Origin of the sequence: Niallia endozanthoxylica, from assembly GCF_008710145.1 — a bacterium.
Lineage (GTDB): Bacteria > Bacillota > Bacilli > Bacillales > Cytobacillaceae > Bacillus_BD > Bacillus_BD endozanthoxylica.
In genome coordinates this window covers 675,504-697,531 of sequence record NZ_VYKL01000015.1, presented here as the reverse complement: position 1 = coordinate 697,531, position 22,028 = coordinate 675,504, and the positions used below count along the sequence as shown (strand labels likewise).

Annotated in this window: 21 protein-coding genes; 18 read left to right on the top strand and 3 right to left on the bottom strand. The window is 36.8% G+C overall.

Going from position 1 to position 22,028, the window contains the following annotated elements; translation table 11 throughout:
• Nucleotides 1-21: 21 nt before the first annotated feature.
• Nucleotides 22-726, bottom strand: a complete 705-nt coding sequence (locus F4V44_RS10590; RefSeq protein ID WP_150439954.1) for a Crp/Fnr family transcriptional regulator — start codon at nt 724-726, stop codon at nt 22-24.
• Between the two features lie 389 nt (nt 727-1,115).
• On the opposite strand from F4V44_RS10590, the gene F4V44_RS10585 reads away from it, so the two are divergent.
• From F4V44_RS10585 to phoU, 8 genes are all read left to right on the top strand, one after another.
• Nucleotides 1,116-1,724, top strand: a complete 609-nt coding sequence (locus F4V44_RS10585; protein ID WP_150439953.1) for a superoxide dismutase — start codon at nt 1,116-1,118, stop codon at nt 1,722-1,724.
• A gap of 127 nt (nt 1,725-1,851) precedes the next feature.
• Nucleotides 1,852-3,093: an MFS transporter gene (locus tag F4V44_RS10580; RefSeq protein ID WP_150439952.1), complete on the top strand. Its 1,242-nt coding sequence runs from the start codon at nt 1,852-1,854 to the stop codon at nt 3,091-3,093.
• A 396-nt stretch (nt 3,094-3,489) separates the two neighbouring features.
• Nucleotides 3,490-5,619, top strand: coding sequence for a peptidoglycan D,D-transpeptidase FtsI family protein (locus F4V44_RS10575; protein WP_223881849.1), 2,130 nt, complete (start codon nt 3,490-3,492; stop codon nt 5,617-5,619).
• A gap of 268 nt (nt 5,620-5,887) precedes the next feature.
• Nucleotides 5,888-6,850 (top strand): PstS family phosphate ABC transporter substrate-binding protein, encoded by a 963-nt coding sequence (locus F4V44_RS10570; RefSeq protein WP_150439951.1) that lies wholly within the window; start codon nt 5,888-5,890, stop codon nt 6,848-6,850.
• A gap of 188 nt (nt 6,851-7,038) precedes the next feature.
• The gene (gene pstC / locus F4V44_RS10565; protein WP_150440117.1) at nt 7,039-7,941 is read left to right on the top strand and encodes a phosphate ABC transporter permease subunit PstC; all 903 of its coding nucleotides are present in this window, start codon (nt 7,039-7,041) and stop codon (nt 7,939-7,941) included.
• 1 nt (nt 7,942) lies between these two features.
• Nucleotides 7,943-8,821 carry a phosphate ABC transporter permease PstA gene (gene pstA, locus F4V44_RS10560; RefSeq protein WP_150439950.1) on the top strand — a complete coding sequence of 293 codons (879 nt, stop codon included), beginning with the start codon at nt 7,943-7,945 and terminating at the stop codon, nt 8,819-8,821.
• Between the two features lie 48 nt (nt 8,822-8,869).
• Nucleotides 8,870-9,691: a phosphate ABC transporter ATP-binding protein PstB gene (pstB, locus tag F4V44_RS10555; RefSeq protein ID WP_223881848.1), complete on the top strand. Its 822-nt coding sequence runs from the start codon at nt 8,870-8,872 to the stop codon at nt 9,689-9,691.
• 24 nt (nt 9,692-9,715) lie between these two features.
• On the top strand, nt 9,716-10,375 hold the full coding sequence (phoU, locus tag F4V44_RS10550; RefSeq protein ID WP_191090635.1) for a phosphate signaling complex protein PhoU: 660 nt from the start codon (nt 9,716-9,718) through the stop codon (nt 10,373-10,375).
• A 263-nt stretch (nt 10,376-10,638) separates the two neighbouring features.
• Here phoU and F4V44_RS10545 read toward each other — a convergent pair whose 3' ends face one another.
• On the bottom strand, nt 10,639-11,019 hold the full coding sequence (locus tag F4V44_RS10545) for a hypothetical protein (RefSeq protein WP_150439948.1): 381 nt from the start codon (nt 11,017-11,019) through the stop codon (nt 10,639-10,641).
• Nucleotides 11,020-11,235: 216 nt separating this feature from the next.
• Here F4V44_RS10545 and F4V44_RS10540 point away from each other — a divergent pair, with 216 nt between their 5' ends.
• From F4V44_RS10540 to F4V44_RS10510, 7 genes are all read left to right on the top strand, one after another.
• Nucleotides 11,236-11,907: a DUF4912 domain-containing protein gene (locus F4V44_RS10540; RefSeq protein WP_150439947.1), complete on the top strand. Its 672-nt coding sequence runs from the start codon at nt 11,236-11,238 to the stop codon at nt 11,905-11,907.
• Nucleotides 11,904-13,445, top strand: coding sequence for a glycosyltransferase family 4 protein (locus F4V44_RS10535; protein ID WP_150439946.1), 1,542 nt, complete (start codon nt 11,904-11,906; stop codon nt 13,443-13,445). Before F4V44_RS10540 ends, F4V44_RS10535 begins: the two co-directional genes overlap by 4 nt.
• Nucleotides 13,446-13,549: 104 nt before the next feature.
• On the top strand, nt 13,550-13,699 hold the full coding sequence (rpmG, locus tag F4V44_RS10530) for a 50S ribosomal protein L33 (protein ID WP_150439945.1): 150 nt from the start codon (nt 13,550-13,552) through the stop codon (nt 13,697-13,699).
• Nucleotides 13,700-13,768: 69 nt separating this feature from the next.
• Nucleotides 13,769-14,335: a 5-formyltetrahydrofolate cyclo-ligase gene (locus tag F4V44_RS10525; protein WP_150439944.1), complete on the top strand. Its 567-nt coding sequence runs from the start codon at nt 13,769-13,771 to the stop codon at nt 14,333-14,335.
• Nucleotides 14,332-15,111, top strand: coding sequence for a DUF92 domain-containing protein (locus F4V44_RS10520; RefSeq protein WP_150439943.1), 780 nt, complete (start codon nt 14,332-14,334; stop codon nt 15,109-15,111). The genes F4V44_RS10525 and F4V44_RS10520 overlap by 4 nt, the downstream gene beginning before the upstream one ends.
• 95 nt (nt 15,112-15,206) lie before the next feature.
• A complete protein-coding gene (locus F4V44_RS10515; RefSeq protein WP_150439942.1) occupies nt 15,207-15,401 on the top strand; it encodes a hypothetical protein in 195 nt (64 codons plus the stop codon).
• Between the two features lie 167 nt (nt 15,402-15,568).
• Nucleotides 15,569-17,116: a rhomboid family protein gene (locus F4V44_RS10510; protein WP_150439941.1), complete on the top strand. Its 1,548-nt coding sequence runs from the start codon at nt 15,569-15,571 to the stop codon at nt 17,114-17,116.
• On the opposite strand, the gene F4V44_RS10505 is transcribed toward F4V44_RS10510, so the two are convergent.
• Nucleotides 17,082-17,951, bottom strand: coding sequence for a hypothetical protein (locus tag F4V44_RS10505; RefSeq protein WP_150439940.1), 870 nt, complete (start codon nt 17,949-17,951; stop codon nt 17,082-17,084). The genes F4V44_RS10510 and F4V44_RS10505 overlap by 35 nt on opposite strands.
• Nucleotides 17,952-18,143: 192 nt before the next feature.
• Here F4V44_RS10505 and F4V44_RS10500 point away from each other — a divergent pair, with 192 nt between their 5' ends.
• The 3 genes from F4V44_RS10500 (at nt 18,144) to F4V44_RS10490 (ending at nt 21,990) form a co-directional block, all read left to right on the top strand.
• Nucleotides 18,144-18,353, top strand: a complete 210-nt coding sequence (locus F4V44_RS10500) for a YqgQ family protein (protein ID WP_150439939.1) — start codon at nt 18,144-18,146, stop codon at nt 18,351-18,353.
• A gap of 262 nt (nt 18,354-18,615) precedes the next feature.
• A complete protein-coding gene (locus tag F4V44_RS10495) occupies nt 18,616-20,475 on the top strand; it encodes an LTA synthase family protein (protein ID WP_150439938.1) in 1,860 nt (619 codons plus the stop codon).
• A gap of 327 nt (nt 20,476-20,802) precedes the next feature.
• The gene (locus F4V44_RS10490; protein WP_150439937.1) at nt 20,803-21,990 is read left to right on the top strand and encodes a M14 family zinc carboxypeptidase; all 1,188 of its coding nucleotides are present in this window, start codon (nt 20,803-20,805) and stop codon (nt 21,988-21,990) included.
• Nucleotides 21,991-22,028: the final 38 nt, after the last annotated feature.

Here is a 22,028-nt window from a genome sequence, read left to right as displayed (position 1 = left end):
TGTGCATATATAAATGAATATCTAGTTTATACCACAGATTTCCTTGTTGCAGTGCTGACAATCCACTTCATGCTTTAAATAAGCCAAATTTTTAACCGTAAATCGTTGATTCTCATAAGTAATAACATCTTTTTCTCGAAGTTCCTTCAGCATTCTCTGTATGACCTCACGGGTACCGAACGTTAAATTAGCTAATTCTTGATGGGTGATAGGCAAGTCAATTAGAATCCCATTTTCGGTTAAAATTCCATAGTTGTTACATAATCTAATAAGTATGGAATAAAGTCCGCCTTTTTTTCCATTCATAATTAAATCCTGACATTTTATCATTGATTTGATGTAGCGAACGCTAAGCCAATTGGTTAAGGCACCTAATACATCCGGGTCTCTTAAAGCATATTCCTCAAGCTGGGATTTTTTTATAACGAGCATTTCACAGTTTGTCATTGTTTTTGCAAAAAAATGATAGGTTGGTCTCTTCTTAAATAGTTCATACTCGATAATTAATTCTTCACCGCTTAATATTTTAAGGGTAAATTCCTTTCCTTTTACATGAACTCTTCCAATGGAAACACTGCCGTTCAGTAATAAGTAAATATTCTCTACGTCTTCTTTTTCTTGAAATAGGTAGGAGCCTGCAGGGAACTTTTGGATGGGCTCTTTATCAATAAAGTATTGTATTAATAGACTATAAAGGGAAATGTTTAATTCCTTTACTTCAAACATAGCTTAAGCACCCCTTTTCTACTAATTTGATTAAATCAAAAAAGAGGGGGAGGTTCAATAAGGATTTGGTAAATGGTGGGTGTAAAAATGGGCAGATATGACTAATATCGTTGACAGGATGCTGATGATACGAATCATGACAAATTTTCGAATTTTTGCCTAATAGAATAAATTATATCTAAATAATGTCTGATATTAGAATTATTTATTTATAGGCAAAAAAGTTTAGTTGAATAGAAAATGATATTTGTGTTAAAAATGAAGGCGTATCATTTGATAAAAATTAGATGAATTTGGTAATCTAATTATAGGTTCTTTAGTGTTTATGAAACTTTTGTGAACTATCTAAAGACAAACAAAAATAAAAAAGTTATTTGGAGGAATTTATCATGGCATTTGAACTACCACAATTACCTTATGCATATGAAGCTCTTGAGCCTCATATTGACAAAGAAACAATGAACATTCACCACACAAAACACCATAACACATATGTGACAAACTTAAATAATGCTTTAGAAGGAAACACTGAGCTTCTTTCTAAATCTGTTGAAGAAGTTATTTCTAATTTGGATGCTGTTCCTGAAGCAGCTCGTACAGCTGTACGTAATAATGGTGGCGGACATGCTAACCACTCTTTATTCTGGCAGATTCTATCACCAAATGGCGGCGGTGAGCCAACAGGCGCTCTTGCTGATGCGATTAACAGCAAATTTGGCAGCTATGAAAGCTTTAAAGATGAATTTGCAAAAGCAGCAACTACTCGATTTGGTTCAGGTTGGGCATGGCTAGTTGTTAACAATGGCAGTCTTGAAGTAACTAGCACACCAAACCAAGATTCTCCATTAATGGAAGGCAAAACACCTATTCTAGGTCTTGATGTTTGGGAGCATGCATACTACCTAAGATATCAAAACCGTCGTCCTGATTATATTAATGCTTTCTTTAATGTTATTAACTGGGAAGAAGTAACAAAACGTTACGAAGCTGCAAAATAATCAACAAACATACTGATTTAATTAGAAAGACCAGCGGAAAAAAACTTCTGCTGGTCTTTCTTTGTTTTTTTGTATAACAAGAGCGGATCTGTAAAAACTACCCTTAGCGATATAAGGGAGTTTTTATATGAATACATTAAAAAAACATTTGATTGGTAACATTGATTTAACGAAGGATTTAACCCTGCTTTTATTAATAGGCGGCTTATATTCCCTGAGTGTAGCTTTATCCAATACATTTGTGAATATCTTTTTATGGAAGCAGACAGGAAAACTTCTCGATATTGGATTGTATAATTTAGCGGTAACTGTAGCACAGCCATTTACATTTATTCTTGCCGGCAGATGGGCAAAGAAGATAGACAGAGTGATCGTTTTAAGGATCGGAGTCATCTTTCTCGCCCTTTTTTATTTAAGTGTGCTGGCATTTGGGGCGTCTGCATCAAAGTATTTATTGGTTCTTGGTACACTCCTTGGAATGGGATATGGATTCTACTGGCTTGCCTTTAATGTACTGACATTTGAAATAACAGAGCCTGAAACAAGAGACTTTTTTAATGGTTTTCTTGGTATCCTCACATCTGCTGGAGGAATGATTGGACCATTTGCAGCTGGCTTTATTATTTCTAGATTAGAAAAGTTCAGCGGCTATTCCATTGTGTTTGGTATTTCATTAGGACTGTTTGCTTTGGCTGTCTTTTTAAGCTTTTCCTTAAAAAGAAGGCCTGCAAATGGGAAGTACTGTTTCAAGCGGATTATATCGGAGCGAAAGAAAAATCCAAATTGGAAAATGGTAACAAACGCACATTTTTTTCAAGGACTCCGTGAAGGGATTTTTGCTTTTATGATTTCCGTACTGGTTTTCCTTTCAACTGGTACTGAAATGGCATTAGGGACGTATGGACTCATTAATTCCGGTGTGTCTTTTATAGCCTATTTTGCTGTCTCTAGGTTAATAAAAAAAGAACAACGTTTAAAATCAATCTTGCTTGGAGGATTGATGTTGTACGGTGCGATTTTTTTAATTGCCTTTGATGTTACGTATACAAAATTACTTATTTATGCAGCAACTATTGCCATTGCTTATCCCCTGCTTCTCGTACCATATCTTTCAATCACTTATGATGTGATTGGAAGTGGCTGGAAGGCTGCTGAAATGAGAATTGAATACATAGTTGTAAGAGAGATTTTTCTTAATACTGGAAGGGTCGTTTCTATCCTTCTTTTTCTTCTAATGGTTAAGATGATGGATGCGAAAGAAGGTCTGCCGATTCTTTTCCTTGCTTTAGGTGCGGGTCATACATTGATTTATTTGTTCATAAGACGTGTTCAGCTGAATCTTCCGCAAAGAAAACGTAAAGAGGCTTAAGGCCTCTTTTTTATGCATACTATTAGAATTAATTCCCTCGAAAGAAACAGGTTTTTTAGTGGTATTCTATTCGTTTTTCTTTTACTATAAAGAGTGATGAGTAAGGTTAACTTTATTCAGCAAATGTTTTTTGTACCGAAAGCTTGCGGCAGGTACAGAATTCCATCACTCCTATAAGAGTAGGATGAATGCAAAAGTTCTCTAATTTAGTGTTTGTTCAAACCTGGCTGAATGAAGTTAAACCTCCGGCGGATGTCACGGATTTTTTAAGGGTAATTTATCGAGCGAGCTCGACGTCCTAGTCAGGTTAGACATGCGGATGTGGCGTCTTGAAGCGTGATAAAAATCCGGACACAAATTCGGCGGGCGAATTTGATAGAGGAAGTGTGTTTCACATTGAATAATAAAAAGAAGAAAAAGAAAAAGACTCAAGTACCTTTTCGGCTGAATTTGCTGTTTTTTATTGTGTTTTTATTATTCTCTGTTTTAATTCTCCGTCTTGGAGTCGTTCAAATTGTATACGGGGAAGATTATAAACGAGAAATCGAACGAACAGAGGATGTAACAGTCAATAATCCGGTACCGCGGGGAAAAATGTTTGATACGAATGGAAAAATTGTGGTTGATAACGTACCGGAAAATGCGATTACTTATACGAATAATGGAGCGAGTCAAAAAGAAATGCTCGAAGTCGCAGGCAGACTGGCAAAATTAATTCATAAAGATGCAGATAAAGTCACTGAAAGAGATATGAAGGATTATTGGATTGTCACAAATCCTAAAGAAGCAGAAAAAAAAGTTTCTGAAAAAGAACTCGAACAGTTGAAAGTAAAATATGAAGATGATGAATATGATAAAAAAGTGTACCAATTGACGCTTGACCGAATTACTGAAGGTGATTTAAATCGTTTGTCAGAACAAGAAATTGAAATTATCGCGATTTATCGAGAATTTGTGAGTGGTTATAAATTCACACCCCAAATCGTAAAAAATAAGGATGTCACACCAGAGGAATTTGCCGTTGTAAGTGAAAATCTTCAGCTTCTTCCAGGGGTGGATACTACGACAGATTGGGAACGATCCTATGCCTTTAGTGATACATTGCGGTCTGTTTTAGGCGGTGTGACGACTTCTGATAAAGGTCTTCCAGCAGAAGAAATAGACTATTATCTATCAAGAGATTACAGCCGTAATGATCGTGTTGGTACAAGTTATCTGGAAAAACAGTACGAGGATGTGCTGCACGGACAAAAAGCAAAGGTGAAAAATATCACCGATCAATCAGGGAAAATTGTCAGTACAGAAGTTATTTCAGAGGGTCAAAGAGGGAAGGATCTTGTCTTAACCATTGATATGGATTTACAGTTAACGGTTGAAAAAATTATTGAAGAAGAGTTATGGGCGGCAAAATCATTCCCAGGTACGAATTTATTGGACCGTGCCTATGTTGTACTGATGGATCCGAATACAGGTGAAATTAAATCATTGGCAGGGAAGAAGATTGTAAGAAGTGAGAAAACAGGTAAAACGGAGATGCAGGATGATGCACTTGGCACATTTACAACCACTTACAATGTTGGTTCTACTGTAAAAGGAGCAACGATATTGACTGGTTTTCAGACAGGTGTTATTAGGCCGGGATCAAGCTTTTATGATGCTCCGCTTTATATCGCAGGCACACCGCCAAAGAAATCATGGAAAAGCTTTGGTTCTATCAATGATGCTAATGCACTTAAAGTTTCCTCGAACGTTTATATGTTCCATACGGCTATTAAAATAGGTGAAGGCCGATATGTTCCACATGGTTCATTACCTATTAATACGGATGCTTTTAATACCATTCGTCAGCACTTTTCCCAATTTGGTCTTGGGGTTAGAACTGGTATTGATTTACCTGGTGAACAGAATGGGTTTAAAGGGACAAGTACATTACCAGGTCACTTAATGGACCTTTCCATTGGACAATATGATACGTATTCAGCCATGCAGCTGGCACAATATGTATCAACCATTGCTAACGGCGGCAACCGCATGGAGCCTCATATGGTAAGAGAAATTCGTGAGCCGCAGCTTGATAATGAGCTTGGACCAATTGTACAGGAAATCCAGCCAAAGGTACTAAACCGTTTGGATTTAGAAGATGGATGGATTGAACGTGTGCAGCTTGGCTTTAAAAAGGTAATGCAGGAGCAGGGTGGTACTGCTGTAGGCTTTTTTGGCGGCAAATCTTATTCACCGGCAGGAAAGACTGGAACGGCCGAGTCATTCTATGATGGTCCGCTTAAAAGTTACAAAATGGCATCCGTAATGAACTTGAGCCTTGTCGGTTATGCACCGTCTGACAGCCCCGAAATTGCTATGTCTGTCATTGTGCCATGGGCATATACGGGTGGAACAGACAATAGGGCTAATTTGAAAATTGGTGAAAGAGTTCTTGATGCGTATTTTGAATTAAAAACACAGCGTGCGGCCGGCTTAGACGTTGAACAGAACACAGAGACAGAGAATAGTGAAGAAGAGGAATAAACAAATAATTAATACTGCTAAGAAATCCTGCCATATGGAATGGCAGGATTTTTTTGTGCAGAATAAAAATATACTTACTTATTTGAGAGGTAAGTGCAGATATTTTTGAATCATGGAATAACAGGTGCCTATCTTCGACAAATTCATACAAGTTTCTGTGAATTTACAAAAGCTTAACAATGCATTAAAACATCATTAACAGAAAACCTTTATTGTATAACTTGTGAGACAAAACAAAATTAAAGAACAATTAGGGGGAAATACAAAAATGAAAAGTTTTAAGTACATAGCACTGACAGCTGCTATCTCTGGGGCATTAGCATTAACAGCATGTGGACCGCAGAATACTGGTTCAGAATCAGAGGGAAGCAAGACTGAACAGTCAAGTGAAAGCAAACAATTCGAAGGTGCAGTAAGTATTGATGGATCTTCAACTGTATTTCCGATTATGGAGGCTGTTGCAGAAGAATATAATTTAGTTCAACCTGGTATGAAGGTTTCAGTAGCATCTTCTGGAACTGGAGGAGGCTTCAAAGCGTTCATTGCAGGGGAAACGGATATCAGTAATGCATCACGTCCAATTAAAGATGAAGAAAAAGAAAAGCTTAAAGAAGCTGGAATTGAATATACTGAATTTGAAATTGCTAAAGATGGTTTATCAATCGTTGTGAATAAGGAGAATGACTGGGTTGATTCGTTAACAGTTGATGAATTAAAGAAAATGTGGGTTGAAGATGGATCAGTGAAAAAATGGTCAGATATTCGTGAAGGCTGGCCGGAAGAAGAAATTAAGTTCTATTCTCCTGGTACAGACTCAGGAACATATGACTACTTTAATGAAGTAATTTTAGAAGAACAGCCAATCGTTGAAAATGCAACACTTTCAGAAGATGATAATGTTCTTGTAACAGGTGTGACAGGGGACAAAAACTCAATCGGATTCTTCGGCTATGCATATTATGCTGAAAACAAAGATAATTTAAAGGTTGTTCCAATTGATGGCGGAAACGGTGCTGTTGAACCAACAAACAAGACAGTTGAGAGCGGTGAATATTCTCCATTGTCACGTCCATTATTCATCTATGTAAAAAATGAATCTGTGAAAAAAGAAGAAATTTATGATTTCGTGAAATTCACCTTAGAAAATGCTGGAGAACTTTCGGAAGATGTTGGTTATGTAAAGCTTCCTTCATATGATGAAGCATTATCAACACTTGAAGGTTTAAAATAAGATTCAAAGATTGATAGTTTTAAAAGTGGTGAGTCCGCTCGAATGATAAATGGTTCCTATCCTAGAGCGGATTATCTCTTGCTATTGTTCTGAGAAGCATTTTCATGGTGCTTCTCATATTGTCATGTGGATGAAAGGGGTTTTTTATTTTGGATGCTAAAGATTATCAGGGGTTATCTGTCCAAGAAATGATTGTGGAAAAAAGAAAGAAAAGAAAAGCTTTTTCAATGGACAGAATCATGCCTGTTGTTCTATTACTAACTGCCTGTGTGTCAGTATTAACTACGCTTGGTATTTTATTTACACTTTTATTTGAAACATTTTCCTTCTTTGAAAGAGTATCAATTGGTGAATTTTTAACGGGACAGAAGTGGTATCCTTTCTCAGACCCAGGTTCATTTGGGATTCTGCCTCTTATTTCAGGGACATTAAAGGTTACACTTATTGCGGTTATTGTTGCAGTTCCAATCGGGCTGGCAACGGCTATTTTCCTAAGTGAATACGCATCCGACAGAACACGCCGTATTATTAAACCAATTATGGAGGTTCTTGCCGGTGTTCCAACTATTGTATATGGTTTCTTTGCTTTAACATTTGTTACGCCTATTTTACGTGAATTGTTTCCTTCGATTGAAATATTCAATGCATTAAGCCCAGGAATAGTGATCGGTATCATGATTACTCCAACGATTGCCTCCCTTTCAGAGGATGCGATGTCTTCTGTACCTCAGGCAATGCGAGAAGGAGCGTTAGGTTTAGGATCAACAAAGCTAGAAGTTGCTTTTAAAATAGTACTTCCTGCTGCGATTTCCGGAATCGTCGCATCGATTGTATTAGGTGTTTCTCGTGCCATTGGAGAAACGATGATTGTTGCGGTTGCCGGCGGATCTACGCCAAATTTAAGCTTGGACATTACAAGTTCTATTCAAACAATGACTGCTTATATTGTGCAGGTCAGCCAAGGGGATGCCGGTTATGGTACAACGATTTATTACAGTATCTATGCAGTAGGCTTTACACTTTTCCTCTTTACACTTGTTATGAATCTCTTAGCTCAATATGTCTCTCGCCGTTACAAGGAGGAATATTAAGATGAAATTAGTCGATCATGAGATAGTTAAACAAAAGATGAAATCAAGATTATATATGAATGTAGTTTTCAAAGGAATATTTCTCCTTGCAACGCTATTTGGCTTACTTGTATTAGGAATTTTGTTATATCGAGTCATTTCACAAGGGATTGGTTATCTAGATTGGCAATTTATGAATAGTTTACCATCTAGAAAACCTGAAGAAGCTGGTATTTATACAGCCTTAAATGGGACAATTTGGTTAATGTTTGTCGTTGCTCCTGTTTCGCTTATCCTAGGTGTGGGAACAGCTATATATTTAGAGGAATATGCCAAAAAGAATCGTTTCACAACGTTTATCCAGATAAATATTTCAAACCTTGCTGGTGTTCCTTCTGTTGTATTTGGTCTATTAGGGTTAACTATTTTTGTCCGTGCGCTTGCATTAGGAACAAGTGTATTGGCAGCCGGGCTGACAATGAGCTTGTTAATTCTTCCTGTTATTATTGTCGCGGCACAAGAAGCAATACGTGCAGTTCCTAAACAACTGCGTGAAGCTTCCTTTGGAATGGGAGCAACCAAATGGCAAACCATCGTTCGGGTTGTTATGCCTGCAGCTATTCCAGGAATCTTAACGGGTGCTATTTTGGCTCTTTCACGTGCAATTGGTGAAACAGCGCCATTAGTTGTATTAGGGCTTCCGCTTTTCCTTGCCTTTTTACCAAATTCATTTTTAGATACGCTGACGGTTCTTCCGATGCAAATTTATAATTGGACCAGCCGCCCGCAAGTAGAGTTCCAAGCACTAGCTGCTGCAGCTATTCTTGTTTTACTAGTTTTATTAATTGCGATGAATTCCATTGCAGTTATTATTCGTAATAAATTTCAAAAGAGATTGTAATCATCATTTGATTATTGGATGAAGTAACAGGATGAAGGGGGATTTCATATGAATATAACGATTGAAAGAGAAAAGAATGCGAATTTGGCTGGTGCAAAGGAGGACAAAGGAATCAAACAGGTTGTTTATAAAACAAGTCAATTAAATCTTTGGTACGGTGAGAACCATGCATTAAAAAATATTGATCTTGATATTATGGAAAATGAAGTAACAGCCATTATTGGTCCTTCTGGATGCGGAAAATCAACTTATATTAAAACATTGAATCGGATGATTGAATTAGTACCAATTGTCAGAACTTCAGGTGAAATTAACTATCGAGGAAGAAATATTTTTGATAAATCCTATGAAGTAGAAGAATTACGGACAAAAGTAGGAATGGTGTTTCAAAAACCAAATCCATTTCCAAAGTCCATTTATGAAAATGTAGCATATGGGCCAAGAATACATGGAATTCGTGATAAGAAGATTCTTGACCAAATTGTAGAAAAGAGCTTAAGAGGAGCAGCTATTTGGGATGAGGTAAAGGATCGATTAAAGGAAAATGCTTACGGTCTTTCTGGGGGGCAGCAGCAGCGTCTATGTATTGCGCGCTGTCTGGCAATCGAACCTGATGTGATTTTAATGGATGAACCAACTTCAGCGCTTGATCCAATTTCTACGTTAAAGGTAGAAGAACTGGTTCAAGAAATGAAAAAACAATACAGTATTATCATTGTGACGCATAATATGCAGCAGGCTGCTCGTATTTCAGATAAAACGGCCTTTTTCTTAAATGGTGAAGTCATCGAGTTTGATAAAACCGATAAAATTTTCTCTACCCCTTCTGATCAGAGGACAGAAGATTATATTACAGGACGATTTGGATAAGGATGAATGAAGGGAGCAAATGCAGTGGTAGTAAGAGAAAAATTCGAAGATGATTTAAAGGAATTGCAGAATAAATTAGTTGAGCTAGTTAAGTTTGCTGATAATGCTCTTGCACTATCCGTTGAGGCTTTAGAAACTCATAATGTTGATTTAGCGTTACAAATTATGGATGATGATACGAAGGCAGATATTCTTTATGAGGAAATTAATGAATTTGCCATCCTGTTAATCGCAAAGCAGCAGCCGGTTGCTATTGATTTACGCCGTATTATTGTTGCGATTAAAATCGCAACAGACATTGAGCGGATTGCCGATTTTGCTGTAAATATTGCAAAATCAACGATTAGAATCGGGCAGGAACCGCATATCAAACCAATTAGTAACTTGAAAAGAATGTATGAAATCACAGCTGTTATGTTAAAAGATGGCTTAGAAGCCTATAAAGAAGAAAATACACAGTTGGCTAAAAAAGTGGCTGAAATGGATGATGAAGTAGACAGACTGTATGGTGAAACGATTCAGGAACTTTTTAGGTTGAATAGTGAGAGTTCTGAAAATCTTACCCAAGTTACACAGTTTCTTTTTATTTGCCGCTTCTTAGAAAGAGCAGCAGATCATATGACAAATGTAGCGGAATATGTTTTTTATTTAATAAAAGGGAAACACTACGATCTTAATAATTAATAATTTAGAAGATAAGGAGCAGCGGAGCATGCTTCTTATCTTTTATTTTGTTGTAGTAACTCTTCGTTGTCCGTCACAGCTGTTTTCTCTAGTAATTGATTATAGTTCTTTTCAGGTAATGCTACATAACCCAATTTTTCTAAAAAGGTCCTTACAATGTCAATTGAATTTGTTTCCTTCATCAGTTCATTAAGTAAATGGAAGCCAGCCCAGATAAGTTGGTAGTCATGAAAATACCCAAGGCGAATGATCGTACACTTCGTTTATTCATATTTTTCACCTCGGAAACGAGATTCCATTAATATCGCTTGTACTTCCTTGACAGGCAATGATGATTGGCGGGCAATTTGTTCAATCGGTGTCCCTTGTCCTGCTAACGAACGCACTTGATTTTTTATGATTTCATGGACCGTTGTATGATTTGAATCGATTTTTGATAAAGGGGGTGACAGTTCAATGTCATTAACAAGAAGTTCTTCTTCTAGAACCTTTAATTTCTTTTTTATTTGATACATTTCCTGAAGCTGTTGCATATTGAGCTCATCTATTTCTTCCCGAAGCTGTTTATATGGGTCTTTTAGAAAAAAAGACAGGATCATTAGTAAAATGGAAATACCAAATAGACTGATAAAGAGTGTATTCATTCTGTCACCTCATTCTATTAACTGAACAAACCCCATTTTATCATTATCTTTCACGTAATTCGACCATTTCATTATCCAGTCAAATGAAAAAAGTCTGTAATCAAGCTTTCAATAAAACCATTTGTTGAAGGCTGCCTTAATATCTGATACCATTAAGCGGAATAGTAATTATATTCTGATATTTAATGAATTCGTTCTTTTTTAAAGAGGTGCGCCATGATAAAAGAAATTATGAAACTAAGGAGAAAAGGCCTTTCCTTTCGCAAAATAGCTGATGAACTAGATACAACCGTTGGAAAAGTACAGTATCAATGGAAGAAATACAAAAAAATGGAAGAAGCTAAAATAGTTGAACAGAGAAAGAAAAGTAAAGTATTTATAAAAATATCTAATAAATCTCGTTATTTGAATATAGGAAGGCTGAAAGAAGATAAGGAACATCTTACATCATGGAATCTGGCTGAAAATAAATTATTTGTTTTTTGGAAACTATCTGGTCTAAAAAAAGATCTTGTGTCAAATTATTTTGATCAGCCCTTTAAGAGCTTTCAAAAGGTATTGCGGATATATCATGTGACACATACCCCTTTTAATGGCCAGCATTTGATTCAAGAGGTGAAGCTTCAGAACGGACAGTGTGTATCTCTTCTGAGGAAGCTGGAGCCCAATTGCTGTTACATAATCGAGTTAGGCATTCTTATTTCAGGACATAAATTTTTTCCATTACTACGCTCTAATCCCATCCATTTCCCAAAAGGAAATGAAAATCAGAATAAGTTGGAGAATGAAGAAGTAAATACAATCAAGAATACACCTCCTAAATGGATTGAGCATGTCAGTACGTATAGCTATTACGAAAGTATTTTAAAAAAGGATGATAGGTCATGAACAACCTTTTTTTACCAAGTAATATGAATAATGATGTTACATTCATTAATTACGGTCGTATGCACGAAGAGGATAAGCCCCAGATATATTCGATTACAGACACGATTGTAGAGTTTCTAATGAAAGAAACAAAAATAATGACACAACTATTTCAAGAATGGATAAAATTATCGACTATGTTATCAAATTATCCTCTTTCTGAAAGCTATTTATCACAATGGCGCTGGATGAATTCTCTTTTATCTGAAACGGTAAAGGAGATTGTGGAAACGAAAGAAGAGAATGAATTTGAGAGGATTGCGGACAAAAATAACGCTGCCGAAAACAGCTTGGAGAAGCAGCTGACTAAGGAACATTTGAGAATTCTATTCTTGACATGGGAATTTCCACCCTGTATTGTCGGGGGATTATCACGACATGTTCATGGATTAACCAAAAGCTTGGCAAAGAAAGGTCATGAAATACATGTGATTACAACAGGATCAGATACTTTGCCTGTGCTGGAAAAAGTGGATAATGTAATCGTTCATCGGGTACATCCATTAAATGTAAGTGAAAAGGACTTTCTACTTTGGATAGGCGGCTTAAATATTGCGATAGCAGACAAGGCAGCAGCATTATTAACAGATAAATCTTTTGATTGTATTCATTCGCATGATTGGCTTGTCGGAGCAGCAGCTGTTTCATTAAAGAAGAATTTAGATCTTCCTTTAGTTACTACCATCCATGCTACTGAATATGGTCGAAATAATGGTATCTATACCGAAATGCAGCGTTTTATTCATGGGAAGGAGAGACAGCTTGTTGAACAATCAGATCGAGTGGTTGTTTGCAGTAATTTTATGCAGGAAGAAGTATTGAAGCTTTTTAAGCCAACCGTTCATAAGTTGGCAACGATTCCAAATGGAATAGACTGCGAGAGGGAAAAGGGACAAGCTATAAATCCTTTTTCTGCAGAGAATGACATGGATTCCGACCGTAAAATGATCTTTTCAATTGGGAGAATGGTGAAGGAAAAAGGGTTTGATACACTGATTGAAGCAGCAGCTATTTTAAAGGGGTTAGGAGCAAATATCTGTTTTATTATTGCTGGGAAAGGTCCAATGCTTGAAGTTTATCGCCGTAAAGTGGTGGAGATGCAACTAACAGATACTGTACGTTTTATTGGTTTTATCGATGATGATAAGCGAGATGCCCTGTTAGAGCTTTGTGAGATGGCCGTTTTTCCGAGTATTTATGAACCGTTCGGAATTGTTGCACTGGAAGCAATGAAGGCCGGTAAGCCAACGATTGTATCAAATACAGGAGGCTTAAAAGGTATTGTGCAACATCTGGAAACAGGTCTGCTGATAGAACCGGAAAATAGCAAAAATGTTGCAGAACAAATCATGTTATTATTAGAAAACCCTGAAATGGCAATGGAAATTGGAGAAAATGGAAAAAAGGCCATTGAAAGTCAATATAATTGGAAATTGGCGGCAGCAGAAACGGTTTATTTATATAATAATATTCTGCAGAATAGAAAACATCATCAATAATGCTTCTGCATTTTAAAAACACACTAGCATTTCTAAATAAAAAATGATATTATAGAAAAGTCGTATGAACGAACGAGCTTTATATAGTTTGGAGGGAAATAAACATGCGTGTAAATATTACGTTAGCTTGCACTGAGTGTGGAGACCGTAACTATATTTCAAAAAAGAATAAACGGAATAATCCAGATCGTCTTGAGCTGAAAAAATATTGCCCAAGAGAAAAGCGTACAACTACACATCGTGAAACAAAATAAGCAGCAGGATTTCCTGCTGTTTTTTTGTGTTTCATCGATGCTATTTTTAGATGAGGAAGGATGAAATAGATGATTGAAAAGAGCGCATGCCGTAAGGAGATGAAAGGGAAATTACAGGCTATTTCAAAAGCTCATTATGAACATTATTCTTATCAGATTGCTCAAAGACTTTATGAAGATTCTTTATGGAAGTCGGCTCAAATAATCGGAATTACGATTTCCAATCCTCCAGAAGTTGATACATACCAAATTATCCGTCAAGCATGGAACGAAGGAAAAACGATTGTGATTCCTAAATGTCTGCCAAAAGAAAAAAGGATGGATTTTCGAATTTTAGAGCGTTTCGATCAGTTAGAGTCCGTTTATTTCAACTTACTTGAGCCGATAACAGAGAAAACAAAAAGAGTGAATCCAAGTGAGATTGAATTGCTTATCGTTCCAGGGTTGGCTTTTACAAAAGACGGCTATCGATTAGGTGTTGGTGGAGGATATTATGACCGCTTTTTGGAAAGTTTTAAAGGAAAAACGTTATCCCTTGCTTTTCAAGTACAAATAGTGAATGATCTTCCAAAGGAACCTCATGATCTGCCGGTTGAAAAGCTGATAACGAATGAAGGGAGCTTTTTTACTTCATGATGTTCGTTACTGTGTTCATCATTTTAATAATGGCCATAGCAGGATATTTTTCTAGATTATTAACCATTTCAGGTGCTGCTGCTGCTTTTGTGGTCGGTTCTTTGATTGCTTTAGGTCTTGGAGTAAAAGGACTCATTATACTCGGTTTATTTTTTTGCAGTTCAAGTCTATGGTCCAAAATAAAGAGTGCCAAGAAAGAAAGAGCGGAAGAACTGCTTTTAAAAGGCTCCCAGAGGGATTGGCAGCAGGTAATCGCAAATGGCGGGCTTGCCGCTCTATCTAGTGCGATGTATTACCTTACAGATGATTTTTTCTGGATTATTGGATTTTGTATTTGTCTTGCTGCTTCCAATTCTGACACATGGGCATCTGAAATTGGTTCAATGAGTAAGGGAGAACCGGTCGATATTAAATCATTCAAACGGGTTGCTCGAGGAACTTCAGGAGCAGTCAGTCTGTTAGGGACGTTTGCAGCAGCAGCAGGCTCTTTTTTGATTGCTTTTGGAGCGTTTACTTTTTTTCGTCTGCAGTTGGATGAATGCCTTTTTATTTTCATTCTAGGCTTTAGCGGAAATATCATTGATACTTTACTTGGAGCGTTTGTTCAAGCGGGTTATCAATGTCCGCATTGCGGGTTAAAAACTGAAAAGATTATCCATTGCGGGCAAAATACAAGACTGATAAAAGGTTACTCCATCTTAAATAATGATGTTGTAAATTTTTTCTCTGTATTTTTTATTTTACTTATCAGCAGGTTCGTATGGGAGGTGTATTAGGCTAGAGAGCCCAATGAAAAATACCTCTTTTTTCCTGAATCACCATTGGATAATTGCCATCCTTTTATCTCACACTAGTGGAAGGAGGGATGATTATGGGCAGAGTTTTATCAATATTAGCAATAGGAATGGGTGGATACTATTTATTTCAAAAACGTTTTCGTGTCATAAACGCTGTTCTTGGTAATTCAATGATGCGAAGATTTTTTGTTCGGTCACTCATGAATATTCCTGCGATTAGAAACCGTATGATGGGTTCTGTCTTTTCGCAGGGTCCAAAGCCAATTTAAATATTCTCATTCGACTTAAGGCCCTTTTGGGTCTTTTTTAATGTAAATAAAATAAGAGATTATGGCTTTAATCCTAACACATTTCCACATTATCCTTTACAAATCGGTTGGAAATTACCTATAGTAAAAATAAACTAGTAAAGGCAACAAAGAAAGAAGGGGGAAATTTGAGTTTTCAAGAGGAATTTATATTCTGGAGACTAGCGAATTACTTCATAAGTGAGCATGAATATCGAATTATCCAGCTTTCAAAAAGTCAAAAAGAGCTCTGGCTTGAGAAAATGGAAAATAAGGAAGCGCAGGTTATTCGAATCCTTCTCTATAATTTGGACTGGAGCAATTGGATGCAGCGGGATATTCGACTAACCTTAGCAAATGGTGAAAGTATTCGCAAGCAGCTCCATAAAAGGTCGTTAGATGTTTTAAATATATATGTTACGGCATACCCTCCGGTCGATGATTATGAAGATTATATAGGTCAGCCATTATTACATCCAAAAGGTGAAAAAACCAGAATGACTTCGCTGATTTGCGACCGGCAGAATCAAGTAAACGCCATTGAAAAAGTGATAAATGGATCCGTTCCTATCATTTGGAAGGAAGAATATGAGGTACATGACATCGAGGCTGAGAAACAAGCTGCGTTAGTTTCTGCAAGAAAAAAGGTCTTGTCCGAAAAAGCTTTATTTGAAAACGGGAAACCACGATTTACTTATTTATTTATTGCTGTTCAAATAATTATGTTTTTGCTTATGGAGACAGCAGGTGGGAGCACTGATCCGTCCGTCTTAATCCAATTTGGAGCAAAGTCAAATTTGTTTATTTTGGAGGGGGAATGGTGGCGACTGTTTACTCCTATTTTTCTACATATCGGCATTTTGCATCTTTTGATGAATACGTTGGCCTTATATTACCTTGGATTGATGGTTGAACGTTTGTTCGGTAACGGGCGTTTCCTTTTCATCTATTTATTTGCTGGTTTTTTCGGTTCGCTGGCAAGCCTTCTATTTAGTCAGAATATCTCTGCAGGAGCTAGTGGTGCGATATTTGGCTGCTTCGGCGCCCTTTTGTATTTTGGCACAGCCTATCCTAAGTTGTTTTTTCGAACGATGGGAATGAACATTCTAGTCATCATAGCCATTAATTTAGCCTTCGGTTTTTCTATGTCTGGAATAGATAATGCCGGGCATATTGGCGGTCTAATGGGTGGATTTCTTGCTGCTTCAATGGTTCATTTACCGAAACAAAAAAGAACGGTTGTTCAGATTTCAACATTTTTGGCGAGTGCAGCACTTATTTTTGGTCTATTTCAATATAGCTACTTGAACAAAGGAAAGCTGATTGATGAGCAATCTGCTTTGGTTTTAGTACAAGTGTATGTGGAAAAAGAAGAATATGATAAGGCCTATGCCTTTTTACAGGAATATGAAAACCCAAACACCAGTACAGTCAATATCCTTTTTCTATTATCTTATATTGAGATTAAAACAAATCGGATGGATGAAGCAAAGGAACATTTACACCAAGTCATTAGCATGGATACAAACTATCACGAGGCCTTTTATAATTTATCGCTCATTTATTTGAATGAAAGTAATTATAATCAGGCGAAAGAATATGCTAAGGAAGCGCTGGCTTTGCAGCCGAGAAATAAGGATTATAATCAATTAATTCAAAAAATTAATGAGCTGGAATCTGCTGCTTTAGAATCATAGCTTCTCCGTTCTTTAATTCACTAATAACGAACAGATGTGATTGATCATTTGCTATCAATATTAATGGGATGGTGCTGCCAATAGGGTCTACAGTAGTACCATCTGTTTTTTTGATCCCAAGAAGATAATTTTTATACATTCCTTCCCATAAACGTCCTAATAGTTTCTTCGTTTCTTGTTTATTAAAACCAGGAAGTGACGAATCTTCAAATTGGTACATATCTGTTAGAGGAAAAACAGTATATTGTTCTTTATTTATGTTGAAGGATTTTTCGGCTTTTTGAAGAGAATTGTTTAAGCGTTCTTCGATTAGTTGGTCGATTACGAACTTCCACTCCTTTTCTTCCTTTCCCTTTGGCTGACGGAAGGAGACTAGCGGAGCATACTTTGAAAAAAGGACATAGAGCTCGTCATGAGTCATTCTTTGTGTACTAGTTATCTTTCCGTTACTATGAAGCTCCGCATGATGAAAACTTATAGCATTAAAATTGGCACTATCCTGCTGCAAGATTTTTTTATCCAATTGAATGGTGTCCGCCTCTTGTTTCCATTCTCTTCCCATTGTTCCTATTAAGATTCCATTAGCATATAAAAAGCTTATATCCTGTCTTAAATAGGCTTTGCGATCAAGAATAGAATCAGCTTTCCATAGAATGGCATATCCATTATTCGTTTCACCTGTTAAGGTAAGGGATGTATTAGCTGAGTGAAAGGTCGCATCTTTGTCGGGAGGAAAGTATGTAAAGCTTTCTTCGGTTTTTACAGCATGATTAATAATATTTAAAGTGATAATTGTAAGAATAATCATGGCAAAAAGATGGATGATTTTATTCAATGCTCCAGCCTCCTTATCCGTTTTTTGCCTATTCTAAAGACAAGTTGTCCGCTTCAAATATATTCGGCAATTACTTGAAAGATGACTATATCGGATAATTAGATGAGGTAATTTGGCGGGATTGAACATGCTTGAGGGGACGTTCATTTTGCTTTATACTGATGCTATATTAAAAAAGATGGGGAAATAATTATGAAAACGATTTATGATATACAACAATATTTAAAAAAGTTTGGAACAATTATCTATATAGGGGACCGAATTGCTGATCTTGAATTAATGGAATCAGAGGTTCATGAACTATATCGCTCCCAATTAATGGAGACACGTGATTACCAGTCAGCCGTTTTACTGTTGCGGCATGAGATTCAAATGTTAAAGGAAGGAAAACAATCGTATTAGGTTTGGCCGCATGGATAAGAATACAGGCTGTCTAGTTAAGTAAATCAGTGGAATTAATCGGTAACATCTATAGCTCATTTAGTAAAAAGTGAAACTTTTTTATAACAGAATCGTCTTATTATAAAGGGACTTGACAAGATAGTAGTCAATACCCTTTTTTTTTATACTAGATTAAATTATTGTAAATATGGGATAAAGGGTTGCATACTATAGACTTTAGAAAATGGTATCTCTTTAAGATAAAGGGGAGGGTACATACATAATGAGAAAGTTTAACCGGTCAAGGATTTCACTCGTTGCGGTTGCAACGGTTTTACTTTGGCTAAAGACATATATTGTCTATAAAACTAGTTTTGATATAAAAATAGAAAACTGGCGACAAGAGTTTATTTTGTTTATTAATCCTTTAAGTTTTCTCATGCTGATTTTTGGGGTCAGTATGTTTTTAAAAGAAAAAAATAAGAAAAGCTATATCATCCTTTCAAGTTTTTTTGTCTCCTCCATTTTATTCGCTAATGTTGTATTTTATCGGTTTTTTAATGACTTTTTAACCATTCCGGTTCTATTTCAAACGAGTAATATGAGTGATTTGGGGAGCAGTGTTAGTGAATTGCTAAGCTGGACGGATCTATTGTATTTTACAGATTTTTTCCTGCTGCTTGTATTAATGAAAAGAAAACCTAAGATGGTCTCTTTTCGTCAATATACAAGAGCAGAGAGAAAAGCATATCTACTTGTTACTTTATCTATTGCTTTTTTTAATCTTGGCTGGGCTGAGACAGAGCGGCCGGAGCTGTTGACAAGAACCTTTGACAGAGAGATGCTTATTCGTAATATTGGTACCTATAATTATCATATCTATGATGTGTTTTTGCAGTCAAAATCATCTGCACAACGAGCTTTAGCAGACGGCGGGGAACTTGTGGATATTGAGAACTACCGTAATGCGAATTATAACAAATTGAATGATGAGATGTTTGGCATAGCCAAAGGAAAAAATGTCATTCTCATTTCACTAGAGTCAACGCAGAGTTTTGTTCTCAATCAAACAGTGAATGGAGAGGTTATTACTCCATTTTTAAATCAATTTATCCAAGAAAGTTATTACTTTAACAATTTCTATCATCAAACAGGACAAGGCAAGACCTCCGACTCTGAGTTTATTGTGGAAAATTCACTTTATCCATTAAGTCGAGGAGCTGTTTTTTTTACTCATTCCGGTAATGAGTATCATGCAACACCAGAGGTTTTGCGTGAGAGAGGATATTTTACAGCATCCTTACATGCTAATAATAAGAGCTTTTGGAATCGGGATATTATGTATGAATCTCTTGGCTACCAGCGTTTTTATTCTTTAAGCGATTATGAAGTAACAGATGAAAATTCTATTGGCTGGGGGCTAAAGGATGATGATTTCTTCCAGCAATCCATTCAGCATTTAAAGGGCATGCCTGAACCGTTTTACGCAAAGTTTATCACCTTAACTAACCATTTTCCTTTTGAATTGGGTGCAGAAGATATATTAATAGAACCGTATACATCCAGCAGTAAAACACTCAATCAATATTTTACGACGGTTCGTTATCAAGATGAGGCATTAAAGTATTTTATTCAAAGCCTTAAGGATGAAGGGATATATGAGGATTCCATTATCATTCTTTACGGGGACCATTATGGAATTTCTGAAAATCATAATAAAGCAATGGGTGAGTACCTTGGTGAAGAGGTGACCCCATTTGTAAGTACACAGCTTCAAAGGGTTCCGTTTATTGTTCATATTCCGGGACAAAAAGGAAAAACCATTTCAACCGTTTCTGCCCAGATTGATATTAAACCAACGCTCCTTCATTTGCTAGGTGTGGATACAAAACAGGATATAGAATTTGGCAGAGATTTATTTTCAGAAGATACAACGGATTTCGCTGTACTCCGTGATGGAAGTTTTATTACAAAGGATTATGTATATACCCGAGAAATTTGTTTTGATAAAAATACTGGTGAACCTGCTCTAGAGGAAAATGCTTGTGAGCTATATGCAGAAAAAGCTAAAAATGAACTTGAATACTCTGATCGTATTATTTATGGCGATTTGTTAAGATTCTATGGCAGAAATAATAAATAAGGATTATGACTGACTTGCTGCAAAATGAGCAAGTCTTTTTTTATCCCACTCTTAACGGGCAGTAAGACCCCCACCTCAAAGTTCTGAGTATAGAAAAGAAGATAGGTGGGGATCAACTGCCGAAAAGGTCCGATTGGTGAGATAAGGATTTTCTTTGGGCTTCAGCCCTTAGAAAATCCAATCAGGCTCTGCGTGACTAACCATCAGTGGGGGATGAAGAAAACCCCCACTGATGGAAGTTCCACTTTATGTGTGTGAGTCGCATGATGGTTGTCATAATTCTATTGCAGCAACATATGTATGATGTGATGGAAAGGAGGAAAATTGGTGAAGGTCAATATTCGGTCTGGTGATACATTATGGTACTATAGTCGCTTATTTATGATTCCGTTGCCATTAATTATTGATTCAAACCCCGGTCTTAATGGTTCCTATTTACAGATTGGGCAGGAAATTCAAATACCTGGATTTACAAGCCAAGCCTATACGGTGAAAAGAGGAGACTCCTTTTGGAGACTCGCAACAGCGCGAAACATCTCAATAGATGCACTAATGCTTTTAAACCAGAATATAAATCCAAGCAGTCTGCAAATTGGTCAAACCATCTATCTTCCTGCTCGTGCGATTGCGCCTTTTATGAGACGGGATGTAACATATAATTCTGCCCTATTAGCGAGAGATATTCAAACATTAAAAAACCAATTTCCTTTCATTCAAGTTCGAACAATCGGAAGGAGTGTGGAAGGAAAGCCTATTCAAGAAATCAGGCTTGGTAAGGGAACGAAAAGGGTCCACTTTAACGGTTCCTTTCATGCGAATGAATGGATAACAACACCAATCCTAATGGCATTATTAAATACATTTTTATTGTCCCTGACAAATAGCCAGCCTATTAGAGGACTAGTCACCAATCCTTTGTATCAGTCAGTTGATTTGTCAATTGTACCGATGGTTAATCCTGATGGAGTAGATTTAGTTCTAAATGGACCGCCGCCTGCATTAAGGGAAGAATTAATTGCGATGAACAAAGGCAGTACTGATTTTAGAGATTGGAAAGCGAATATAAGAGGGGTTGATTTAAATAATCAATTCCCGGCAAATTGGGAAATTGAAAAGGAGAGAAAGGAACCAAAAGCGCCGGCACCAAGAGATTACCCTGGTGATGCACCGCTGACAGAGCCAGAAGCAAGAGTGATGGCTGCTTTAGCAAGAAATAATCCATTTGACCGTCTGCTTGCTTTCCATACACAGGGGAAGGAATTTTATTGGGGATATGAAGGACTGGAACCTCCTGAGTCAAGTATACTGGCAGCTGAGTTTGAGAGGGTTAGCGGTTATGAGGCCGTGCGATCGATTGACAGTCATGCTGGCTATAAAGATTGGTTTATTCAGGAATTTCGAAAGCCAGGGTTCACCGTTGAATTGGGATATGGGGTTAATCCGTTGCCATTGACACAATTCAATGAAATTTACGAGGAGGTACTTGGAATTTTTCTTTCAAGCCTGTATATTTAATAGGATGAATGATTAGATTGATGGAAATACCTCCGTAT

Coding starts and splice junctions, on each gene's coding strand:
- F4V44_RS10590 (WP_150439954.1), bottom strand. CDS start 726: ATGTTTGAAGTAAAGGAATTAAACATTTCCCTTTATAGTCTATTAATA.
- F4V44_RS10585 (WP_150439953.1), top strand. CDS start 1,116: ATGGCATTTGAACTACCACAATTACCTTATGCATATGAAGCTCTTGAG.
- F4V44_RS10580 (WP_150439952.1), top strand. CDS start 1,852: ATGAATACATTAAAAAAACATTTGATTGGTAACATTGATTTAACGAAG.
- F4V44_RS10570 (WP_150439951.1), top strand. CDS start 5,888: ATGAAAAGTTTTAAGTACATAGCACTGACAGCTGCTATCTCTGGGGCA.
- pstC (WP_150440117.1), top strand. CDS start 7,039: ATGATTGTGGAAAAAAGAAAGAAAAGAAAAGCTTTTTCAATGGACAGA.
- pstA (WP_150439950.1), top strand. CDS start 7,943: ATGAAATTAGTCGATCATGAGATAGTTAAACAAAAGATGAAATCAAGA.
- pstB (WP_223881848.1), top strand. CDS start 8,870: ATGAATATAACGATTGAAAGAGAAAAGAATGCGAATTTGGCTGGTGCA.
- F4V44_RS10545 (WP_150439948.1), bottom strand. CDS start 11,019: ATGAATACACTCTTTATCAGTCTATTTGGTATTTCCATTTTACTAATG.
- F4V44_RS10540 (WP_150439947.1), top strand. CDS start 11,236: ATGATAAAAGAAATTATGAAACTAAGGAGAAAAGGCCTTTCCTTTCGC.
- F4V44_RS10535 (WP_150439946.1), top strand. CDS start 11,904: ATGAACAACCTTTTTTTACCAAGTAATATGAATAATGATGTTACATTC.
- rpmG (WP_150439945.1), top strand. CDS start 13,550: ATGCGTGTAAATATTACGTTAGCTTGCACTGAGTGTGGAGACCGTAAC.
- F4V44_RS10525 (WP_150439944.1), top strand. CDS start 13,769: ATGATTGAAAAGAGCGCATGCCGTAAGGAGATGAAAGGGAAATTACAG.
- F4V44_RS10520 (WP_150439943.1), top strand. CDS start 14,332: ATGATGTTCGTTACTGTGTTCATCATTTTAATAATGGCCATAGCAGGA.
- F4V44_RS10515 (WP_150439942.1), top strand. CDS start 15,207: ATGGGCAGAGTTTTATCAATATTAGCAATAGGAATGGGTGGATACTAT.
- F4V44_RS10500 (WP_150439939.1), top strand. CDS start 18,144: ATGAAAACGATTTATGATATACAACAATATTTAAAAAAGTTTGGAACA.
- F4V44_RS10495 (WP_150439938.1), top strand. CDS start 18,616: ATGAGAAAGTTTAACCGGTCAAGGATTTCACTCGTTGCGGTTGCAACG.